General features: G+C 48.8%; 24 protein-coding genes and 2 pseudogenes. 17 read left to right on the plus strand and 9 right to left on the minus strand.

The features are described from left to right. Positions 1 to 17: 17 nt before the first annotated feature. From DWX84_RS08795 to DWX84_RS08845, 11 genes are all read left to right on the plus strand, one after another. A complete protein-coding gene (locus DWX84_RS08795) occupies positions 18 to 647 on the plus strand; it encodes a DUF4141 domain-containing protein (protein WP_002560978.1) in 630 nt (209 codons plus the stop codon). 4 nt (positions 648 to 651) lie between these two features. After that, positions 652 to 1,656 carry a conjugative transposon protein TraJ gene (traJ, locus tag DWX84_RS08800; protein WP_002560977.1) on the plus strand — a complete coding sequence of 335 codons (1,005 nt, stop codon included), beginning with the start codon at positions 652 to 654 and terminating at the stop codon, positions 1,654 to 1,656. A 31-nt stretch (positions 1,657 to 1,687) separates the two neighbouring features. Next, a complete protein-coding gene (traK, locus tag DWX84_RS08805; protein WP_002560976.1) occupies positions 1,688 to 2,311 on the plus strand; it encodes a conjugative transposon protein TraK in 624 nt (207 codons plus the stop codon). 39 nt (positions 2,312 to 2,350) lie between these two features. Further along, the gene (locus DWX84_RS08810) at positions 2,351 to 2,638 is read left to right on the plus strand and encodes a TraL conjugative transposon family protein (protein ID WP_002560975.1); all 288 of its coding nucleotides are present in this window, start codon (positions 2,351 to 2,353) and stop codon (positions 2,636 to 2,638) included. Continuing rightward, on the plus strand, positions 2,619 to 3,965 hold the full coding sequence (gene traM / locus DWX84_RS08815) for a conjugative transposon protein TraM (RefSeq protein ID WP_002560974.1): 1,347 nt from the start codon (positions 2,619 to 2,621) through the stop codon (positions 3,963 to 3,965). The genes DWX84_RS08810 and traM overlap by 20 nt, the downstream gene beginning before the upstream one ends. Positions 3,966 to 4,012: 47 nt before the next feature. After that, positions 4,013 to 4,999: a conjugative transposon protein TraN gene (gene traN, locus DWX84_RS08820; protein WP_002560973.1), complete on the plus strand. Its 987-nt coding sequence runs from the start codon at positions 4,013 to 4,015 to the stop codon at positions 4,997 to 4,999. 2 nt (positions 5,000 to 5,001) lie between these two features. Continuing rightward, entirely contained in the window at positions 5,002 to 5,577 is a 576-nt protein-coding gene (locus tag DWX84_RS08825; RefSeq protein ID WP_008764729.1) for a conjugal transfer protein TraO, read from the plus strand. A gap of 7 nt (positions 5,578 to 5,584) precedes the next feature. After that, the gene (locus DWX84_RS08830; RefSeq protein WP_002560971.1) at positions 5,585 to 6,487 is read left to right on the plus strand and encodes a toprim domain-containing protein; all 903 of its coding nucleotides are present in this window, start codon (positions 5,585 to 5,587) and stop codon (positions 6,485 to 6,487) included. Beyond that, the gene (locus DWX84_RS08835) at positions 6,484 to 6,987 is read left to right on the plus strand and encodes a DUF3872 domain-containing protein (RefSeq protein ID WP_002560970.1); all 504 of its coding nucleotides are present in this window, start codon (positions 6,484 to 6,486) and stop codon (positions 6,985 to 6,987) included. The genes DWX84_RS08830 and DWX84_RS08835 overlap by 4 nt, the downstream gene beginning before the upstream one ends. Beyond that, entirely contained in the window at positions 6,984 to 7,511 is a 528-nt protein-coding gene (locus DWX84_RS08840; protein WP_002560969.1) for a hypothetical protein, read from the plus strand. Before DWX84_RS08835 ends, DWX84_RS08840 begins: the two co-directional genes overlap by 4 nt. Before the next feature lie 161 nt (positions 7,512 to 7,672). Next, complete coding sequence (locus tag DWX84_RS08845; protein ID WP_002560968.1) at positions 7,673 to 9,130, plus strand: ATP-dependent endonuclease; 1,458 nt, start codon at positions 7,673 to 7,675, stop codon at positions 9,128 to 9,130. Between the two features lie 64 nt (positions 9,131 to 9,194). On the opposite strand, the gene DWX84_RS08850 is transcribed toward DWX84_RS08845, so the two are convergent. From DWX84_RS08850 to DWX84_RS08890, 9 genes are all read right to left on the minus strand, one after another. Continuing rightward, on the minus strand, positions 9,195 to 9,416 hold the full coding sequence (locus DWX84_RS08850; protein ID WP_004356138.1) for a hypothetical protein: 222 nt from the start codon (positions 9,414 to 9,416) through the stop codon (positions 9,195 to 9,197). A gap of 122 nt (positions 9,417 to 9,538) precedes the next feature. Beyond that, positions 9,539 to 9,847, minus strand: a complete 309-nt coding sequence (locus DWX84_RS08855; protein ID WP_002560966.1) for a hypothetical protein — start codon at positions 9,845 to 9,847, stop codon at positions 9,539 to 9,541. Between the two features lie 53 nt (positions 9,848 to 9,900). Then, positions 9,901 to 10,203 (minus strand): hypothetical protein, encoded by a 303-nt coding sequence (locus DWX84_RS08860; protein WP_306425397.1) that lies wholly within the window; start codon positions 10,201 to 10,203, stop codon positions 9,901 to 9,903. Then, positions 10,143 to 10,373, minus strand: a complete 231-nt coding sequence (locus DWX84_RS08865; RefSeq protein WP_002560964.1) for a DUF3873 domain-containing protein — start codon at positions 10,371 to 10,373, stop codon at positions 10,143 to 10,145. The genes DWX84_RS08860 and DWX84_RS08865 overlap by 61 nt, the downstream gene beginning before the upstream one ends. Before the next feature lie 19 nt (positions 10,374 to 10,392). Next, positions 10,393 to 10,650 carry a hypothetical protein gene (locus DWX84_RS08870; protein WP_002560963.1) on the minus strand — a complete coding sequence of 86 codons (258 nt, stop codon included), beginning with the start codon at positions 10,648 to 10,650 and terminating at the stop codon, positions 10,393 to 10,395. Between the two features lie 24 nt (positions 10,651 to 10,674). Beyond that, entirely contained in the window at positions 10,675 to 12,006 is a 1,332-nt protein-coding gene (locus DWX84_RS08875) for a PcfJ domain-containing protein (protein WP_002560962.1), read from the minus strand. After that, on the minus strand, positions 12,003 to 12,419 hold the full coding sequence (locus DWX84_RS08880; RefSeq protein WP_002560961.1) for a PcfK-like family protein: 417 nt from the start codon (positions 12,417 to 12,419) through the stop codon (positions 12,003 to 12,005). The genes DWX84_RS08875 and DWX84_RS08880 overlap by 4 nt, the downstream gene beginning before the upstream one ends. Before the next feature lie 13 nt (positions 12,420 to 12,432). Next, complete coding sequence (locus DWX84_RS08885) at positions 12,433 to 12,654, minus strand: hypothetical protein (RefSeq protein WP_002560960.1); 222 nt, start codon at positions 12,652 to 12,654, stop codon at positions 12,433 to 12,435. A gap of 11 nt (positions 12,655 to 12,665) precedes the next feature. Further along, positions 12,666 to 12,881 (minus strand): hypothetical protein, encoded by a 216-nt coding sequence (locus tag DWX84_RS08890; protein WP_002560959.1) that lies wholly within the window; start codon positions 12,879 to 12,881, stop codon positions 12,666 to 12,668. A gap of 666 nt (positions 12,882 to 13,547) precedes the next feature. Between DWX84_RS08890 and DWX84_RS22170 the strand changes: the two are divergent. From DWX84_RS22170 to uxaC, 6 genes and pseudogenes are all read left to right on the plus strand, one after another. Then, positions 13,548 to 13,737: pseudogene (locus DWX84_RS22170) on the plus strand (hypothetical protein). A gap of 411 nt (positions 13,738 to 14,148) precedes the next feature. Continuing rightward, on the plus strand, positions 14,149 to 15,138 hold the full coding sequence (gene dusB, locus DWX84_RS08915; protein ID WP_057326091.1) for a tRNA dihydrouridine synthase DusB: 990 nt from the start codon (positions 14,149 to 14,151) through the stop codon (positions 15,136 to 15,138). Between the two features lie 346 nt (positions 15,139 to 15,484). Further along, positions 15,485 to 15,640: pseudogene (locus DWX84_RS08920) on the plus strand (AAA family ATPase); the annotation flags it as partial. An 88-nt stretch (positions 15,641 to 15,728) separates the two neighbouring features. Then, on the plus strand, positions 15,729 to 16,772 hold the full coding sequence (locus DWX84_RS08925) for a sugar kinase (protein ID WP_005863435.1): 1,044 nt from the start codon (positions 15,729 to 15,731) through the stop codon (positions 16,770 to 16,772). Between the two features lie 36 nt (positions 16,773 to 16,808). Continuing rightward, entirely contained in the window at positions 16,809 to 17,483 is a 675-nt protein-coding gene (locus tag DWX84_RS08930; RefSeq protein WP_005860016.1) for a bifunctional 4-hydroxy-2-oxoglutarate aldolase/2-dehydro-3-deoxy-phosphogluconate aldolase, read from the plus strand. After that, positions 17,480 to 18,883: a glucuronate isomerase gene (uxaC, locus tag DWX84_RS08935; RefSeq protein WP_048927013.1), complete on the plus strand. Its 1,404-nt coding sequence runs from the start codon at positions 17,480 to 17,482 to the stop codon at positions 18,881 to 18,883. Before DWX84_RS08930 ends, uxaC begins: the two co-directional genes overlap by 4 nt. Positions 18,884 to 19,080: the final 197 nt, after the last annotated feature.

A 19,080-nucleotide genomic window follows, 5' to 3' on the forward strand; every position in this document is an offset into this window, starting at 1 on the left:
CTAAAATCCAAAGTAACATGAGAACAAGAATAACAATGATTATCTGCCTGTGCCTGCTTTTCGCAGGCAGGGCAAGCGCACAGTGGGTCGTAAGCGATCCGGGCAATCTGGCGCAGGGTATCATCAATGCCTCCAAAAACATCATCCATACCTCCAAGACTGCCACGAACATGGTGAGCAACTTTCAGGAAACGGTGAAAATCTATCAGCAGGGCAAAAAGTATTACGATGCCCTCAAATCGGTGAACAATCTCGTCAAGGACGCCCGCAAGGTGCAGCAGACCATCCTGATGGTAGGCGACATCACCGACATTTATGTAAACAGTTTCCAAAGGATGCTCCGTGATGGAAATTTCAGACCAGAAGAGCTGTCGGCAATCGCTTTCGGTTACACGAAACTGCTGGAAGAGAGCAACGAAGTATTGACGGAACTGAAGAATGTGGTGAACATCACCACGCTCTCCATGACCGACAAGGAGCGCATGGACGTGGTGGAACGCTGCTACTCCAAAATGAAGCGTTACCGCAACCTTGTGAGCTATTACACCAACAAGAACATCTCCGTGAGTTATCTGCGTGCGAAGAAAAAGAACGACCTCGACCGCATCATGGGGCTGTACGGGAACATGAACGAAAGATACTGGTAAGCCTATGGAGTTCGATAACCTTCATCAGATTTTACGCTCACTTTATGAGCAGATGATGCCGCTATGTGGGGACATGGCGGGTGTGGCGAAAGGCATCGCCGGGCTGGGTGCGCTGTTCTACGTCGCCTACCGGGTATGGCAGTCGCTGGCGAGAGCCGAACCGATAGACGTATTCCCGATGCTCCGTCCTTTTGCCATCGGTCTGTGCATCATGTTCTTCCCGACTGTGGTGCTGGGCACGATAAACAGCATCCTCTCACCCGTCGTACAGGGCACGGCAAAGATGCTGGAGGCGGAAACGCTGGACATGAACCGATACCGGGAGCAGAAGGACAAGCTGGAATACGAGGCGATGGTACGCAACCCCGAAACCGCCTACCTCGTGTCCAACGAGGAATTTGACAAGCAACTGGAGGAACTCGGCTGGTCGCCCTCCGACATGGTGACGATGGCGGGAATGTATATCGACCGGGGAATGTACAACATGAAGAAGAGTATCCGCGACTTCTTCCGCGAGATACTGGAACTGCTGTTCCAAGCCGCCGCCCTCGTGATAGACACCGTCCGCACCTTCTTTCTCGTGGTGCTGGCGATACTCGGTCCGATAGCCTTCGCCCTGTCGGTATGGGACGGTTTCCAAAGCACGCTCACGCAGTGGATATGCCGCTACATACAGGTCTATCTGTGGCTTCCGGTGTCGGACATGTTCAGCACCATACTGGCGAAGATACAGGTGCTGATGCTGCAAAGCGACATCGAGCGGATGCAGGCAGACCCGAACTTCTCGCTGGATTCGAGCGACGGGGTGTATATCGTGTTCCTCTGCATCGGCATCATCGGATACTTCACCATTCCCACCGTTGCCGGCTGGATTATCCAAGCCGGAGGCATGGGCGGTTACGGTCGCAACGTGAACCAGATGGCGGGACGAGCCGGAAGCATGGCGGGCAGCGTGGCGGGTGCAGCCGCAGGAAACGTGGTCGGACGTGCCGGGAAACTGCTGAAATAATCAACTGACAATTAAAAACGAATAAACAACAATGGAATTTAAGTCACTTAAAAACATCGAATCATCGTTCAGGCAGATACGCCTGTTCGGTATCGTCTTCCTCTCGCTGTGCACCGTGGTGACGGTGTGGAGCGTGTGGAACTCCTACCGTTTCGCGGAGAAGCAACGGGAGAAAATCTATGTGTTGGACAACGGCAAGTCGCTGATGCTTGCGCTGTCGCAGGATCTGTCGCAGAACCGTCCAGCGGAGGCACGGGAGCATGTGCGCCGCTTCCACGAGCTTTTCTTCACGCTGTCACCTGAAAAAAGCGCGATTGAACACAACGTAAAACGTGCCTTGCTGCTGGCAGACAAGAGCGTGTACCACTATTATTCGGACTTCGCCGAGAAGGGGTACTACAACCGCATCATCGCCGGAAACATCAACCAAGTGTTGAAGGTGGACAGCGTGGTGTGTGACTTCAACGCCTATCCCTACCGAGCCGTGACCTACGCCACGCAGAAAATCATCCGGCAAAGCAACGTCACCGAGCGCAGCCTCGTGACCACCTGCCGCCTGCTGAACGCATCACGGTCGGACGACAATCCCAACGGCTTCACCATCGAGGGTTTCACCATCATCGAGAATAAGGATTTACAGACTATCAAACGGTAACGGATTATGAAACGGAAAGTAAAAAGTATCAGAAAAACAATGTGGGGCGTGTACTGGAAGCTCCACGACAAACGGAAACGGCTGGTGGCAAGGCTCAAAGGGTATCTGGACGGTTTGCCGCCGGAAACACGCCGCCGCATCGTACTGGGGATGCTCGCCGCCTTCGCGGTGCTTGCCCTCTACACCTTCGGCAGAGCCGTCTATGACATCGGCAGGAACGACGGCTTACGCATGGAAACGGGACACGCCGGACGGGTGGAACTGCCGACCCCGGTGGAAACTGACAATCACTTAACACCTTATTTATATGGAACAGACGAAGAATGAACCGACGAAAGAGAACAAAGCCGCTCCCGACACGGGAAAGCCGAAAAAGGGGCGCGAACCGCTGACCGAGGCGCAGCGGCTGAAACGGCAGAAGATGATAGTCCTGCCCGCTATGGTGCTGGTGTTCATCGGGGCGATGTGGCTGATATTCGCCCCGTCCTCCGGCAAGGAGCAACAGCCGGGAACAGACGGATACAACACCGAGATGCCCGACGCGGACAAGGCGAACCGGCAGATTATCGGCGACAAGTTGAAAGCCTACGAGCATGGGGAGATGGAAGAGCGTCTGGAGAGCCGCAACCGTGCCATCGGGCAGCTGGGCGACATGTTCGACCGCGAGATAGCTGGAACGGAGGACGGGACGGACTTCGACCTCGCCAATCCGGGCGGCAAAGAGGAAAAGGCACAGCCCGCCACGCCGCAGACCATCCAATCCTCCGCAGCCGCCTACCGTGACCTGAACGCCACCCTCGGCAACTTCTACGAACAGCCGAAGAACGACAATGCCGAGATGGATGAGCTGTTGGAGCGCATCGCCTCGCTGGAGTCGGAACTGGAAAGCGAGAAGGGCAGGACTTCATCTATGGACGAACAGGTGGCACTTATGGAGAAGTCCTATGAGCTGGCGGCAAAGTACATGGGCGGTCAGAACGGAGGAAAGCCGGAACAGGCGGCAGAGCCTTCCACCGTGCAGAAGGGAAAGAAGAACACGGCGACACCCGTAAGGCAAGTGACCCGCCAAGTCGTTTCCTCCCTTGCACAGCCCATGAGCAACGCGGAGTTTGTCGCCACCTTCTCGCAGGAGCGCAACCGGGGGTTCAACACGGCTGTCGGCACTACAGAGGTATCGGACCGGAATACCATCCCGGCATGTGTGCATGGTGCGCAGAGCGTGACGGACGGACAGACGGTAAGGTTGCGCCTGCTGGAGCCTATGGCGGTGGCGGGCAGAACAATCCCACGCAATGCAGTGGTGGTCGGCACGGGCAAGATACAGGGTGAGCGGCTCGACATCGAGGTCACCTCGCTGGAATACGATGGCACGATTATCCCGGTGGAGCTTGCGGTCTATGACACGGACGGACAGCCCGGTATCTTCATCCCGAACTCGATGGAGATGAACGCCGTCAGGGAGGTCGCCGCCAACATGGGCGGCTCGTTAGGGAGCAGCATCAACATCTCCACCAATGCCGGGGCGCAGCTCGCCTCCGATTTGGGCAAGGGGCTGATACAAGGCACGAGCCAGTACATCGCCAAGAAGATGCGAACCGTAAAGGTGCATCTGAAAGCCGGGTACAGGGTCATGCTCTATCAGGAAAAGGACTGAAAACAACAATCAATCAAAAAAACATTTACCACTAAAATCCAAAAGTAATGAGAAAAGTAATCATCATGTTTGCCCTCGCTATGGGCATCGCAACTGCCAACGCGCAGGAGAATGTAACCGTTGAAACGACCAAAGGAAGTGAACAGCCGACCTTGACGAAGGAGGTCTATCCGCAGAAGGAGGCGGACGGCGACCTGTATCACGGTCTGTCGCGCAAGCTGACCTTCGACCGCATGATACCGCCGCACGGACTGGAAGTGACCTATGACAAGACCGTCCACGTCATTTTTCCGGCGGAGGTGCGCTATGTCGATTTAGGCTCGCCCGACCTGATTGCCGGGAAAGCCGACGGAGCGGAGAACGTCATCCGCGTGAAGGCTACCGTGAGAAATTTTCCCAACGAAACGAATATGTCCGTCATCACGGAGGACGGCAGTTTCTACACCTTCAACGTGAAGTACGCCGCCGAACCGCTGTTACTCAACGTGGAGATGTGCGATTTCATCCATGACGGCAGTACGGTGAACCGCCCGAACAATGCGCAGGAAATCTATCTGAAAGAGCTGGGCAGCGAAAGCCCGATGCTGGTGCGCCTTATCATGAAGTCCATCCACAAACAGAACAAGCGCGAGGTGAAGCATATCGGCTGCAAGCGTTTCGGCATCCAATACCTGTTGAAAGGCATCTACACGCACAACGGCTTACTCTACTTCCACACGGAGATAAAGAACCAGAGCAACGTGCCTTTCGATGTGGACTACATCACTTGGAAAATCGTGGACAAGAAGGTGGCGAAACGTACCGCCGTGCAGGAGCAGATCATTCTGCCGCTCCGTGCGCAGAACTACGCCACTCTCGTGCCGGGCAAAAAAAGTGAGCGCACGGTCTTCACGATGGCGAAGTTCACCATCCCCGACGACAAGTGCCTCGTGGTGGAGCTGAACGAGAAGAACGGCGGCCGTCACCAGTCCTTCGTGATTGAGAACGAGGATTTGGTACGAGCCAGCACCATTAACGAACTTCAAGTGCGCTGACCATGAGAAAATACATCGCAATAATCATCGCGTCGCTTGCCCTTTTCACGGGGCAGGCGCACGCCCAGCGGTGTCTGCCGAAGATGCATGGCATCGAGGTAAGGGCGGACATGGCGGACGGTTTCAATCCCGGTGGCAAGGACGGCGGCTACAGTTTCGGGGCGTCTCTTTCCACCTACACGAAGAGGGGAAACAAGTGGGTGTTCGGTGGCGAATACCTCCTGAAAAACAATCCTTACAAGAACACCAAGATACCCGTGGCGCAGTTCACGGCGGAGGGCGGCTATTACTTCAAGATACTGTCGGACGCTCGAAAAATCGTGTTCGTCTATGCCGGGGCTTCGGCTCTTGCCGGATATGAGTCGGTGAACTGGGGAACGAAGGTGCTGCATGACGGTTCTACGCTGCACGACCGGGACGCCTTCATCTACGGCGGCGCGCTGACGCTCGATGTGGAATGCTACGTGGCAGACCGTATAGCCCTGCTTGCCAATCTGCGGGAGCGTTGCCTTTGGGGTGGCGACACGCGGAAGTTTCACACGCAGTTCGGGGTCGGTATCAAGTTCATCATCAACTGACACGGGCATGGAAAGGACGGAAATAGATGCTGTCAGAAGGATGCCGCTTACGGATTTTCTCGCACGGCTGGGGCATGAGCCTGTTAGAAGGAGCAGTAACGAGCTGTGGTATCTTGCCCCGTACAGGGGCGAGCGCACACCCTCTTTCCGTGTGAACGTGGCGAAACAGCTCTGGTACGACTTCGGTTTGGGCAAGGGCGGCGACATCTTCACGCTTGCCGGGGAGTTTCTGCAAAGCGATGACTTCATGAAGCAAGCGAAGTTCATAGCGGAAGCCGCCAATATGACGGTTGCCGGATGGGAAAAGCCCGCCTATCTCCCGAAGCCGACCGAACCCGTCTTTGAGGATGTGGAGGTCGCTCCGTTACTTCGCTCACCGTTGACGGACTATCTGGCGGAACGTGGCATACCCATCGCCATCACATCCCGTCACTGTTGCCGTCTGAACTACAGTGTGCGTGGAAAACGGTATTTTGCTGTCGGTTTCCTGAATATGGCAGGTGGATATGAAGTCCGAAGCCGATTTTTCAAGGGGTGCATCCCGCCAAAAGATGTGTCTTTGGCAAGGACGAAGGAAATCCCGGCTGACGAGTGCCTCGTGTTTGAGGGCTTCATGGACTTTCTCTCCGCTGTGACGCTTGGCGTAACCGGTAACGCTGACTGCCTTGTTCTGAACTCTGTCGCCAACGTGGAGAAGGCGGCGGAATTGCTGGACGGCTACGGGCGCATCGGATGCTTCCTTGACCGTGACGAAGCCGGACGGCGGACGCTTGACGCTCTTGCCAAACGGTATGGGGCGCGTGTCGCCGACCGTTCCTCCCTCTATGACGGTTGCAAGGACTTGAATGAGTACCTGCAACGGACAACGAAAAAACAGAAAAACAATCATCTAAAAATCGAAGAACAATGAACATACTGAACAACAGAAACAAGAGTACAAACATCTTTAAGGTGGTGGCGTTATGCCTGATAGCCGCTGTGTCATTCACCCTCGTGTCGTGCGATGACGACATGGACATCCAACAGTCCTATCCCTTCACGGTGGAGGTCATGCCCGTGCCGAACAAGGTGACAAAGGGGCAGACGGTGGAAATCCGCTGTGAACTGAAAAAGGAGGGCGACTTCGCTAACACGCTTTATACCATCCGCTATTTTCAGTTTGAGGGAGAAGGAAAGTTGAAAATGGATAACGGCATCACCTTCCTGCCCAACGACCGCTACCTGCTGGAGAACGAAAAGTTCCGCCTGTACTACACGGCGGAGGGCGAAGAGGCGCACAACTTTATTGTGGTGGTGGAGGACAACTTCGGCAACTCCTTCGAGCTGGAATTTGACTTCAACAACCGGAATGTAAAGGATGACGGTTTGACCATCGTTCCCATCGGCAACTTCAGCCCCTTGCTGAAATGATGCGTGTATTCATGGTAATGCTCTGTTCGCTTATGGCGGTCTGTTCCGTGTCCGCACGGATCAGCCGCCGAGAGGGAATGGACGGGCAGGCGGCAATCTACCGTTTGCCACTTTTCGAGAGGGCGGTGTGCTGCACGAAATATTTTGAGGGCTGGCACTCGGAAAAACACCACCCATACGTGGGTTGGGGTCACAAAATTCTGCCGGACGAAAGATATTCGGCACGAACCATGACGAAGCGGCAGGCGGACGTGCTTCTGCGGAAAGACTTGCGGAAGTTCTGCGCGATGTTCCGGCAGTTCGGGAAAGACAGCCTTTTACTCGCCACGCTTGCCTACAACGTGGGTCCATACCGGCTTTTGGGTAGCAAGACAATCCCCAAAAGCACCTTGATAAAGAAGTTGGAGGCTGGCGACAGGAACATCTACCATGAATATATTGCTTTTTGCAGTTACAAGGGAAAACGCCATGCCATGCTGCTCACACGGAGAAAGGTGGAGTTTGCGCTGCTGTATATCCCGTGATTGATGCAAAATTCGTAAAAAAAATAATTACCTCTGTTTTATAATTCAAGAGCAGGGGTAATTATGTATCACCTCAATATTACTTTAGTTGTATTATTTTATGATAACATTTTGTCATTCAGTATAAAATGCCTAATTTTGCGTCCAAAGACAGAACAATTATGAATAATAAATTAAATATAAAAATAGAACAATTAAAGAACATCAATAATATTGAGTTAAATCTACCAATAGAAACAGGACTTTATGCTATAACTGGAGCTAATGGAACAGGCAAAAGTACTATCATGACAGTCATTTCTAAGGTTGTACGTAACTCTGCATTCAATGTTTTTCAACCTCATGATTATTCATCTAATAGTAAAATCACAATATCCTATGATGGAAAAGAAAATTCTTGGACAAAAGCCAGTAGAGGATGGAGTTGTAGTTCAACTGATATAATATCTCTAAAAGGTTTTTATGAAGGTAGCATAATACATGGAATGCGTTTTATAGATGCAAATTATGATACATTACTAAAAGCTGAAAGAGTTAATAATACAATTTTAACTGATGCAGATTCGTTTGTTTCGCGCAATTTAAGTTATATTTTGCATGGAAATTATGATTTCTATACAAATCTTAAACGCATTAAAAATAGAACATTAGCACAACTTAAAGCGTTCAAAGGAATTCCATATTTCATTGAAGGAACTAATGGAATAGTTAATCAGTTTTGTATGAGTGCAGGAGAAAATATGTTGATTAGCTTATTGCATATGTTGAATGTTGTCATTGTTCGCCCTGCAAAGTCTGAAGATGTACGGCTTATATTGATAGATGAAATTGAATTAGCATTGCATCCATCTGCAATCATGAGGTTAGTTGATTTTTTGCAAAAATTGGCTACAGAGTATAATCTTGCTATATATTTTTCAAGTCATTCAATAGAATTACTTAGGAAAATAAAGCCTTCAAATATTTTTCATTTACAAAAGGAGTTGGATAATATCGCTATTGTAAATCCATGTTATCCATCATATGCAACACGAGATATTTATCAACATTCGGGATACGATTTTCTTATTTTAGTAGAGGATGTGTTGGCTAAATATATATTGGAGAATATAATTGATGAAAATGCCTTGTATAAAAGTAAATTGATTAATATTCTACCAAGTGGTGGTTGGGAGAATGTGTTAAAAATGCAAGATGATATTTGTAAGTCAAATTTAGCAGGGGTTGGAACAAAAGTATTAAGTGTTCTTGATGGTGATGTAAAACCGGATTTTGAACAACTATATAAGCAAAAGGGATTATATACTAATTTAACAATAAATTTTCTGCCAATACATAGTTTGGAAAAATACCTACATGAAAAAATTATTGTAAATAAAGATGCTGATTTTTTCAAGGAAATAGGTGACCGTTTTTTCAAAGTTAAATCACTAAAAGAAGTGGTGGATAGTTTAATCAAAAAGAATGACGACAAGGCGTTTTATAATTACCTCATTAAAAACTTAAAAGAACAAGGAATAGAAGAAAATGTATTTGTTCAAAAAGTTTGTGAAATGATATATCGAAAGGAAGATATGTCTAAACTACTAACATTCTTACAAAAAACATTTCAAAATTAAAATACTTAATGATTATTTCGGAAAAATCCGATGAAGCCGCCAACTTCATTGGATTTTCCGCTTTTCATACATTCGGGATTGTTCCCGTGTCTATCACGCCACCGTCCCTGCAATGCTCAATGCTACCGGGCGTAAACCCCATGCTCCCAATTGCGATGTGGCTAATATAGTCCGCATACTCCTGACCTTGAAAATTCCTTCCCGTAAGGTTTCTGAAAATCATCTTTATGCTTATGCCGTCGTTGCTGTGCAAGATGATTTTTCCGTTCTGTCTGATTGCTTCCATGATTAAAACTTGTTTTTGTAAATTGTATCACAGATTGGAACTTGGGCTTTTTGCTACTTTTGTGCCGCCCACTGCTCACTGACAAAAGTAGCGGGCGGCGATTTTACCGCCCGTTCCTCTTCTTAAAAGCGTGTGTAAAGTCCCGTCACCATCGTGAACATTTCCTCCAGCATATCAAAATAGATACCCTCGTGTACGGCAATGTCCTTCGTCCTGCACTCGAATGTCTTTTTGCTGAATGTCCTGCGGTAGAAGCGCATATTGTAGAGATCTGCCCCCGCATCATAGATGATGTCAAGGCGGTTGGCACTTGTCTTGTTCCTTGCAAGGCTCATCCGTAAGCCGTTGCCCATATTGATGTAATCTCGGCTACCTGTCATGGCGGTAAAGCGTTTTCCACCTATCTGCTGTAATATCGTCTGTGCTATCATATTCGTTGTTTTTAGGGTTTTAAGTGCTGGCGGTGCGGACACCGCCAACTTGTTCAAAATTCTCGCATCTCGGCAATGGGTGTCTGCCGTTGCAGCCACTCCTTCACACACTCCATATTGTACTCGCTCGTGATGACTGCCGTATGGCTGTCGGTGGCGGTGAAACGTGTGCTTTCGTAATCATCTATCCACCCTTTGAGGGTGTCCGTTCCCCACGCTTGGGCATCGTCAAAGATACCGTCCAATGCCGCGATAGGTTCGCTGAATTTGACTATCAGCGTTTGATAGGTCGTGTTCATCGGTTGCCCTCCTTTCCCTGCTTTGCGTTCAGCCACTTGTTCCTTGCGGTTCGGCACTCGTCCAATGTGGGTTTGACACAAGTGAACAGTTCTCCGTCCGTATGGCGGTAGTCGTACTGCACAAGTGTCCGCTTGCGTCTGCCGATACCCGATTGGAAACGCTCATATTTCTCCGTCCCTGCTTCCGTACAGGTGCTTACTCCGTTGATGGTCATTCGTGTTGCCATAATGTTGCTTTTTAGATGATTAAAAATGTACTGACAGAACTCTGTTCTTCATCACTATTTCGGGGTTGCTCGTGTAGCGTTGGTGCAGGTAGAAATGGTGAGAGCCGAAGCCGTAAAGGAAAAACTTGTCAAGTTCGTGCTTCTCGGCAAACTCCTTTACGCTCTTTCTTAATCCCTCCTCACTTGTTGAGAGAGTGAGGAGATTTACAAATTCAAGGAACAAGGTGGGGATTTTATCGTCCCACACACAAATCATGCTTTCGATTCTTACTTCCATATCAATGTTGTTTTAGGGTTTATGCTATGCCGCTTTCATCCGCTCACGGATAAGGTTGGCGTTCTTGTTCACAAGGTCTATGATGCGCTCGTGGTATTCGGTGTCTTGGTTGTACTTGCCGTGGCACTGCACCACCTTGAGTGTCCGCAAATCCACCTCTACGGTTTCAATTATCTCACCGCCAATCCTTGCCGAGAGTATGAGGGTGTCGGCTTTCTTGTAGTATTCACTGCCGAACACGCAGATGTTCTGTGCCTTGCCCTCGCTGTAATACTCGTCTATGCTTTCAAGTACCTTGACGATTATTTCCTCGTCAGTGATTACCAATCCGAAGAATTTGGATTTGTTGGCAATGAAATCCTCCGCATCTTTTTCCCTTTGCAGTTGCCGCTGTTGTTCACGCTCACGCCTTTCAATCTCCCAGCGGCGGCGTTGTTCGGCCCGTTCCTTCTCGTGTATGGCTTCAATCTTTCGAGTTGCGTTGTCGTGTGCCGCCATGAAATCTTCGGGGCAGATGTTCTTCGGGTTGCGGAGGTCTTGACCGAGTTTGTTGAGCATACGCAGATAGTCGCACCACATGGAGAAGTTGTCTATCCGATACTTGTGACGCTTGGCAATCAGATATGATGCCCAGCATTCATCGGCAGTACGGGCATTGAAAAGAAAGTGTTTCATGACCTCAATCTCATCGCCTTTCATAAGGGTTTCAATTCTTGGGTCTGAAAGCAAGGCTTTGAAAAGACGCACGGGGGAAATGCCGTGGAAATCGCCCTTGAAGCCGTTGCGTCTGAGTTGGGGTAATACCCTCATCTTAGGATATGCACAGCTTCTTGCCACAACATCATCGTATAGGCTGTTGTGCGGTCTTATCTCCATCGCGCTGCACAATGCCCATACATCGCAGTAATAGAATGTGAAGCCACGGAGCAACGCCATGTCCGTAACCTTACCGTCGGGTGAAATCCAACGCTGCACAACCTCGTGGCAATAGAAGTGCATCGGCTCGCCTTTCCTGCTCTCGCATCTGACCTGCGCCACACGGATTACCTGATAGCCTTTGCAGGTGGTTATCACGCTGAAATACTGCGTTTCCTTGTAGATACGTTTGCGTGTGTCCTGCACTTTGAGTTTGGCATAGCATTTGGGGCAGGTACAGCCTTCAAGGGTGTCGCACAGTACGCTGTTGCTGTACCACTCGTGACCGCAGTCGGAGCAGGTAATGTTCCCTTTCTTGGTGCGGTAGCCGATATGTTCAATACAGTGGCGGTATGCCCAATCTATTTGTGTCGCTGATATGGGGCGAAGGTTGGCTGAAAGTCTTGCCACCTTTTTCTGTATCTTGGTCTTCGGTTTCATAAGCCTAAATCAAATAATGAGGGTTGGGATTGGGTTACTTTTCTCGCTGGCGGTCTGTTGCGGTTTTGCAACTTGCGGAGTTCCTCCTCTTGGTATCTGCGAGCTGCGTTCTGACGTGCCTCCGCCTTTTCCTCTTCCGTGAGTTCCACAACATGGTTCACCACCACTTGGCAGTTCATAGGTTTGCCCACCTCTATCTCGTTTTCCTCATAGTAGTGGATGGCTTGCCCGAATATCTCTCCGTCCGTGAAGCCGCTGCAACCGCTTTTCTGCACATAGTTCAGAATGTGGGTCACGCACTCGTCTATGTTTTTGGCAGGGTTGCGGTACTTCTTCGCAAAGAGCGTATCTTCCTCCGCCCGCTGTTCCAGATACATTTGTATCGTTCTTTTGAAATGGTCTGTTCCTTTCATATCGCTGTCGTTTTTAGATTGTCTGTTTAAGTCTCTCTCTCCAATAGGTCGGCTCTACCTCGCTGAGAAGGAAGTCCATGAAGTCCCTCCGTGTGTCCTTGTTCAGTTCGTGGTACAATCTTCGGAAAGTTTCAAAATTACCGTTGATGTACGTTTCCACCATATACACGAAGATGTTGTCCACCTCGTAATATCTGCACTGCTGCGCTACCGTCTTGCTGTTTCTCTTTGCCATGTCGGTAAGGGTTAAAGGGTGAATAACCAAAGGATGAAGCCGAAGTAGGCAATGGTGGAAAGGATAGCCACGATTACACCTATCGCCACTCGGAACACTCCGTTTATAATCTCTCTGATGATGTCCCAAAGGATGCCGAACACCCCGAAGGCGGTGCGCATCATCAAGCCGCATATCGCCAACCCGATGTATTGCGCCACTTGTCTGAAATTTGCCGTTGCCGTCATATCTTCGCTGTTTTTGATTTTTTTGTTTTTTATGCGGATTCAAGAGCTGAGGGAGTTGAGTTTCAAACTATCTTATCTGCCTCTCGTTTATCCGACATTTTTTTTATGCGTCTTTCTGTCGCATCGGTCGTTTTCGTTTCGGGTGCTTGAAAAGGTAGGGATTAGGGAATGCAAGGTTTTTCGGGGAAATACTACCCGAAGGGCTGGAGATTTCCGCAGAAAACAGGAGGCTTGACCTTGCTTTCCCGTCCAATCCCGGAATTACCTTTGCGCCCTGAACGAAAATGACTGACTGATGCGGCTCACTGAAAGGCGCAAAATGGAGGTAAACGAAACCAGAGGCAGATTGGGTAGAAAAAACTTCAGGGGAAAATCCGTAAAAAAGGAATCACCAAAAGGAAAAAGACATCACCGGAAGCGTGAAAAGGGCAAACCACAACAAAGGGAGTATGATTGTTTTCCGATCCGACGGGACTTGTCCAGCCGGGTGGCAACAATCATTCTTCCCGGATTGCCCGCTGTGTGTGGCCGCTTGTTTCATTTATGGGGCAGGCTGACACTCTCTGCATTCACTTTCCGCTTCCGGCACAAAAAACAGCTAAAAAAGAAAAATCATCTGGTAGCCCGTAAAAGCACCTCTTGGCATAGACGCAAAAGAAAGGGGCATTGCTTCATCAGTCTAAACATCGTTTAGGCGTGAGGCAATGCCCTTTTCTCTGGCTATGCGGTAGTCGGCACACGTTTGTTCTAAACTCGTTTTGGGCAATGGTGTTCCGACGAACAATACCGCTTTTACGGAAAAACTAATGAATGAGGTGATAAAAAATCCGGGAGTTTATATCAAAATCTCGGATAAAATAGCTACTTTTGCATACAAAGAGTTCTTTGAAGGTTACGCGACGCGCAGAAGGATAATGCAGTAGATAACTAACTAAATCGTAACCTATTACTATCAAGAGCAATTAACCTACGCTCATTTTCAATAAATTACACTCTTTTCGTAACTTCTTTTTGCAAAGGTACGAATAATATTTGAGAAGATTTCTTATAAGCACAAACCCTCCATCCCATCATGAAAGAATAGTTCCAGTTGGAGAAGCACAAGATCCTAAATAAAGCGGGGCAATCCGAGCTCTATCAATATATCATAAATGATCCGGATTATTAAAAACGCCTGTTCCATCCACCGATCATCTTACGAGATGTAAAAATTATTCCCCAAAAAGAAGTACTTTTGTAATCTCTATTTAGTTAGCAAACAGAAGGTATGAAGATTGGTTCAATAGATTTAGGGGAGCGTCCGGTATTCTTGGCGCCTATGGAGGACGTGACGGATATCTCGTTTCGTTTGATGTGCAAAAGCTTCGGGGCGGACATGGTATATACGGAGTTCGTATCGAGCGACGCGTTGATCCGCAGTGTGAACAAAACACAGCAAAAACTAAATGTCTCCGATGATGAGCGTCCGGTCGCTATCCAGATTTACGGTAAGGACGTAGCCTCGATGGTAGAGGCCGCACGTATTTGCGAGGAAGCTCGTCCGGATATTTTAGACATAAACTTTGGTTGCCCCGTAAAGAAAGTAGCAGGCAAGGGAGCCGGGGCCGGTATGCTACGCAATATCCCGTTGATGCTGGAAATCACGAAAGAAGTAGTGAAAGCCGTGAACATCCCCGTCACCGTGAAAACCCGTTTAGGATGGGATGCCGACAACCGTGTTATCGTGGATCTGGCCGAGCAACTACAGGATTGCGGTATCGCCGCCCTCTCCATCCACGGACGTACACGGGCGCAAATGTACACGGGCGAGGCGGATTGGACCTTGATCGGTGCCGTAAAAAATAACCCTCGCATGCAAATCCCTATCATCGGGAATGGCGACGTGACTTCCGCCGAGATATGCAAGCAGCGTTTCGAGGACTATGGCGTAGACGCCGTAATGATCGGTAGGGCTAGCATAGGCCGCCCTTGGATCTTCCGGGAGGTAAAACACTATCTTACGACCGGGGAATTATTGCCGCAAGAGCCTTTCTCTTGGTATCTGGATATCCTAAAAAAACAAGTGGAGCAAAGCGTGGAACGATTGGACGAACGTAGGGGAATCTTACATATTCGTCGTCATCTGGCAGCTACTCCGCTCTTCAAAGGTATTACCGATTTCAAGCAAACACGGATCGCCATGCTACGTGCGGAGACTGTTAACGAATTATTCGAAATTATGAATAATATTCCTAAAAAGTACGGAATTTCAGAATAACAAGCTTGATATATATCAAATTGAAACCTATTTGCGATATTTTTACAATAAAATGTTACAAATACTATTGACGCATATTATAAAACCCTTTATATTTGCATCGAGTTTTTTTCATAGTATTTTAGATCTAAGGTTAACAAGTCTTTGCAAGGGGGGAATCGTGAGATTGTTTCATTGAGGAGCAAAAAAAGCCGCATCCATATTGGGACTAGCGGCTTTTTTGTTTTTCCGGACTCTATATCCTAAATCAAGAAACTTATCGTATCTTTGTCAATAGGTCACATTAAATATTTGGCACTATGAACCAGACTATTTATCCCATCGGTATACAGAACTTCGAGAAGATTCGATCAAGGATTATGATTCTCGCTTTGGTATCTATAAACTAGGATTTCCCAATTTAGAGGTAGAAGAAGGCTTTGTCAAATACCTGCTTCCTTTCTACACCAGTGTTAGCGCCCCTAAGACTCCTTTCGAAATCGGGCGTTTTGTCCGGGAGGTGGAATAAAAAAGCCTATGTTTTCGCACACACGCTATACATTATTCGAAATAAACCCTTACATTTGCGAAAAACATAATACTATACCACCATGAGTAAGAAAGTCATAACTTTCGGAGAGATCATGCTTAGGCTGGCTACTCCGGACTATTTACGCTTTTGCCAAGCCAATCAGTTCAACGCTACTTTTGGCGGAGGGGAAGCGAATGTCGCCGCCTCACTCGCCAACTATGGCATAGAGACTGAGTTTGTAACCCGTTTACCCAAAAATGACATCGCCCGTGCCTGCGTTATGGAATTACGCAAACAGGGTATCGGAACATCCAAGATCATTTACGGAGGGGAACGGTTAGGCATTTATTTTCTGGAGACCGGAGCGGTCGCTCGTGCCAGCAAGGTGGTATATGACCGGGCTCATTCTTCCATCGCCGAGATCCAACCGGGGATGATCGATTGGGACGAGGTATTCAAAGATGCCTCTTGGTTTCACTGGACAGGTATCACGCCAGCCATATCCGAAGGTGCCGCCAACGTATGCTTGGAAGCGATACAGGCGGCAAACCGATTGGGCATCACGGTATCCTGCGACCTCAACTACCGGAAAAATCTCTGGAAATACGGTAAGACAGCCCATGAGGTCATGCCGGAACTAGTAGCCGGATGCGATATCATCCTAGGAAACGAGGAAGATGCCGAGAAAGTCTTCGGTATCAAGCCCGAAGGTTTCGACGCTGCCGCCACGGAAGGCGAGGTACACGCCGCTTCTTTCCAGTCGGTATGTACCCAATTAATGGCTCGCTTCCCACGTGCCCGGAAAGTTATCATCACGCTAAGAGGCTCCATCAATGCCAATCATAACACATGGGGCGGAGTGCTATACGCCGACAACCGGTTGTACGAATCCCGCCGGTATGACATCACCCATATCGTAGATCGTGTAGGTGGAGGCGATTCTTTTATGGGAGGCCTTATTTACGGTTTGCTCTCCTACCCCGGTGACGACCAGAAAGCCTTGGACTTTGCGGTAGCGGCTTCCTGCCTGAAACACACGATCTACGGAGACTTCAATCAAGTAACCGTAGAGGAAGTAGAAAAACTCATGTCCGGCGACACCTCCGGTCGTGTCTCCCGCTAATTTTCAATTCTCAATTTTCAATTTTTAATTCCCAATATGGCTCGATTCAATAAAATACAAACATTACAGGCTATCATCCAAACCGGAATGGTGCCCGTCTATTATAATAAAGAGGTAGAGATCGCAAAACAAGTTGTAAAAGCCTGTTACGAGGGAGGCGTCAGAGCCTTCGAGTTTACTAACCGGGGAGATTTCGCCCACGAGGTATTTGGCGAGCTGGTAAAATACGCCGCCAAGGAATGTCCGGAATTAGTATTGGGCGTAGGTTCTATCGTAGACCCGGCCACAGCCGCCTTATTCATACAGCTAGGGGCAAACTTCGTAGTCGGTCCGCTGTTTAACCCGGAGATAGCGAAGATATGTAACCGTCGCCTCATCCCTTATACGCCCGGCTGCGGTTCCGTATCCGAGATCGGCTTTGCCCAAGAAACAGGTTGCGACCTTTGCAAGATATTCCCCGCCGGAAATGTAGGAGGTCCCTCATTTGTCAAGAACATAAAGGCGCCCATGCCATGGACCCTAATCATGGCGACCGGTGCCGTGGAGCCGACAGAGGAGAATCTATCCGCTTGGTTCAAGGCCGGCGTGACCTGCGTAGGAATGGGATCCAAACTCTTTCCCAAAGAAGCGATAGCGGGAAACGATTGGCAATCCATTACCGATTTATGCCGCGACGCCTTATCTATCATTCAAAAGTATCGCCAAGTATGAAAAGCTTTTTAGATCAAGATTTCTTGCTCCAGACCGACACGGCCCGTGAGTTATATCACGAGCATGCGGCGAAGATGCCCATCATTGATTACCATTGCCATCTGGATCCCCGGCAAATAGCGGAGAATCACCAATTCGAGGATCTTACGGAGATATGGCTGGGCGGAGACCATTACAAATGGCGGGCGATGAGAGCGAACGGTATTCCCGAGGAATATATCACCGGAGATAAATCTCCTTACGAGAAATTCCTTAAATGGGCCGAGACGATGCCTTACACGATGCGAAATCCGCTTTATCATTGGACGCATCTGGAGCTTAGCCGTATATTCGGAATCCATAAAGTCTTGAATCCGGCTTCCGCCGAGGAAATCTATGCGACTTGTACGGATAAACTACGTACCCCCGAATATCGTGCGCAAGACATCATGAAACGGATGAACGTAGAGATCGTTTGTACGACCGACGATCCTATAGACTCATTGGAATTCCATCAAAAAATACGTTCAAACGGATGCCACACCCGTGTATATCCGGCATGGCGACCGGACAAGGTACTCGCTATCGATAATATCAAGGCGCTAAATGACTATTTGTCCAAGCTGGAGGCCGCCGCCGATAAGACCATCCTCACCTACAAGCATTTATTGGAGGCTTTACAAAAACGACATGATTTCTTCGCCGCCCAAGGGTGCCGGTTATCGGACCACGGGTTGGATACTTTCTATGCCGAACCTTATACCGAGCAGGAGATTGAGGTGATCTTCCTCAAGGCTCGTATGGGTAAATCGCTCACGGAGCAGGAAGTTCGCAAATACCGTTCGGCATTGCTATACGAATTGGCGGTGATGGATGCCCGGAGTGGATGGGTACAACAATTCCATATCGGCGCAAATCGGAATAATAACAAACGGATGTTCAAGTTATTAGGAGCAGACACAGGTTTCGACGCTATCGATGATCAGCCGGTAGCTGTTTCCATGAACCGCTTTTTCAGCCGTTTAGATCAAGAAGGGCTGTTAGCGAAAACGATCGTTTACAACCTGAATCCCCGCGACACTGAGTTGATGGTAGCCAATGCCTACAATTTCAACGACGGCAGTGTACCCGGGAAGATGCAATATGGAGCGGCTTGGTGGTTCCTCGATCAGATCAAAGGTATGGAAGATCAATTAAATGCGCTTTCCAGCCTCGGGCTTTTAAGCCGTTTCGTCGGTATGCTGACAGATTCCCGTAGCTTCCTGTCATATCCCCGTCATGAGTATTTCCGCCGGATCCTTTGTAATATGCTAGGCAATGAGATAGAGAAAGGCTTATTGCCCGCCTCCGAGTTTTCCTTCATTGGACAGATGGTGGAGGACATCAGTTACAACAACGCTAAACGATACTTTGATTTCTGATTACTGCAACCCACATTGCAATGTTACTGCACGCCTGTCGCAGTAACACTGCACGTGCGTTGCAGTAAGGCTGCAACAGCTTTGCAACATTTTATTCACAAACACTTCATAAGACCTTCCACTATACTCGCACATATTACGCCTACTTTTGCGGCAGATTTAGATAAACCTCAAATCCGCAACTAAGCTCTTCAGCG

It is taken from the genome of Parabacteroides sp. AF21-43, assembly GCF_003635435.1.
Lineage (GTDB): Bacteria > Bacteroidota > Bacteroidia > Bacteroidales > Tannerellaceae > Parabacteroides > Parabacteroides distasonis.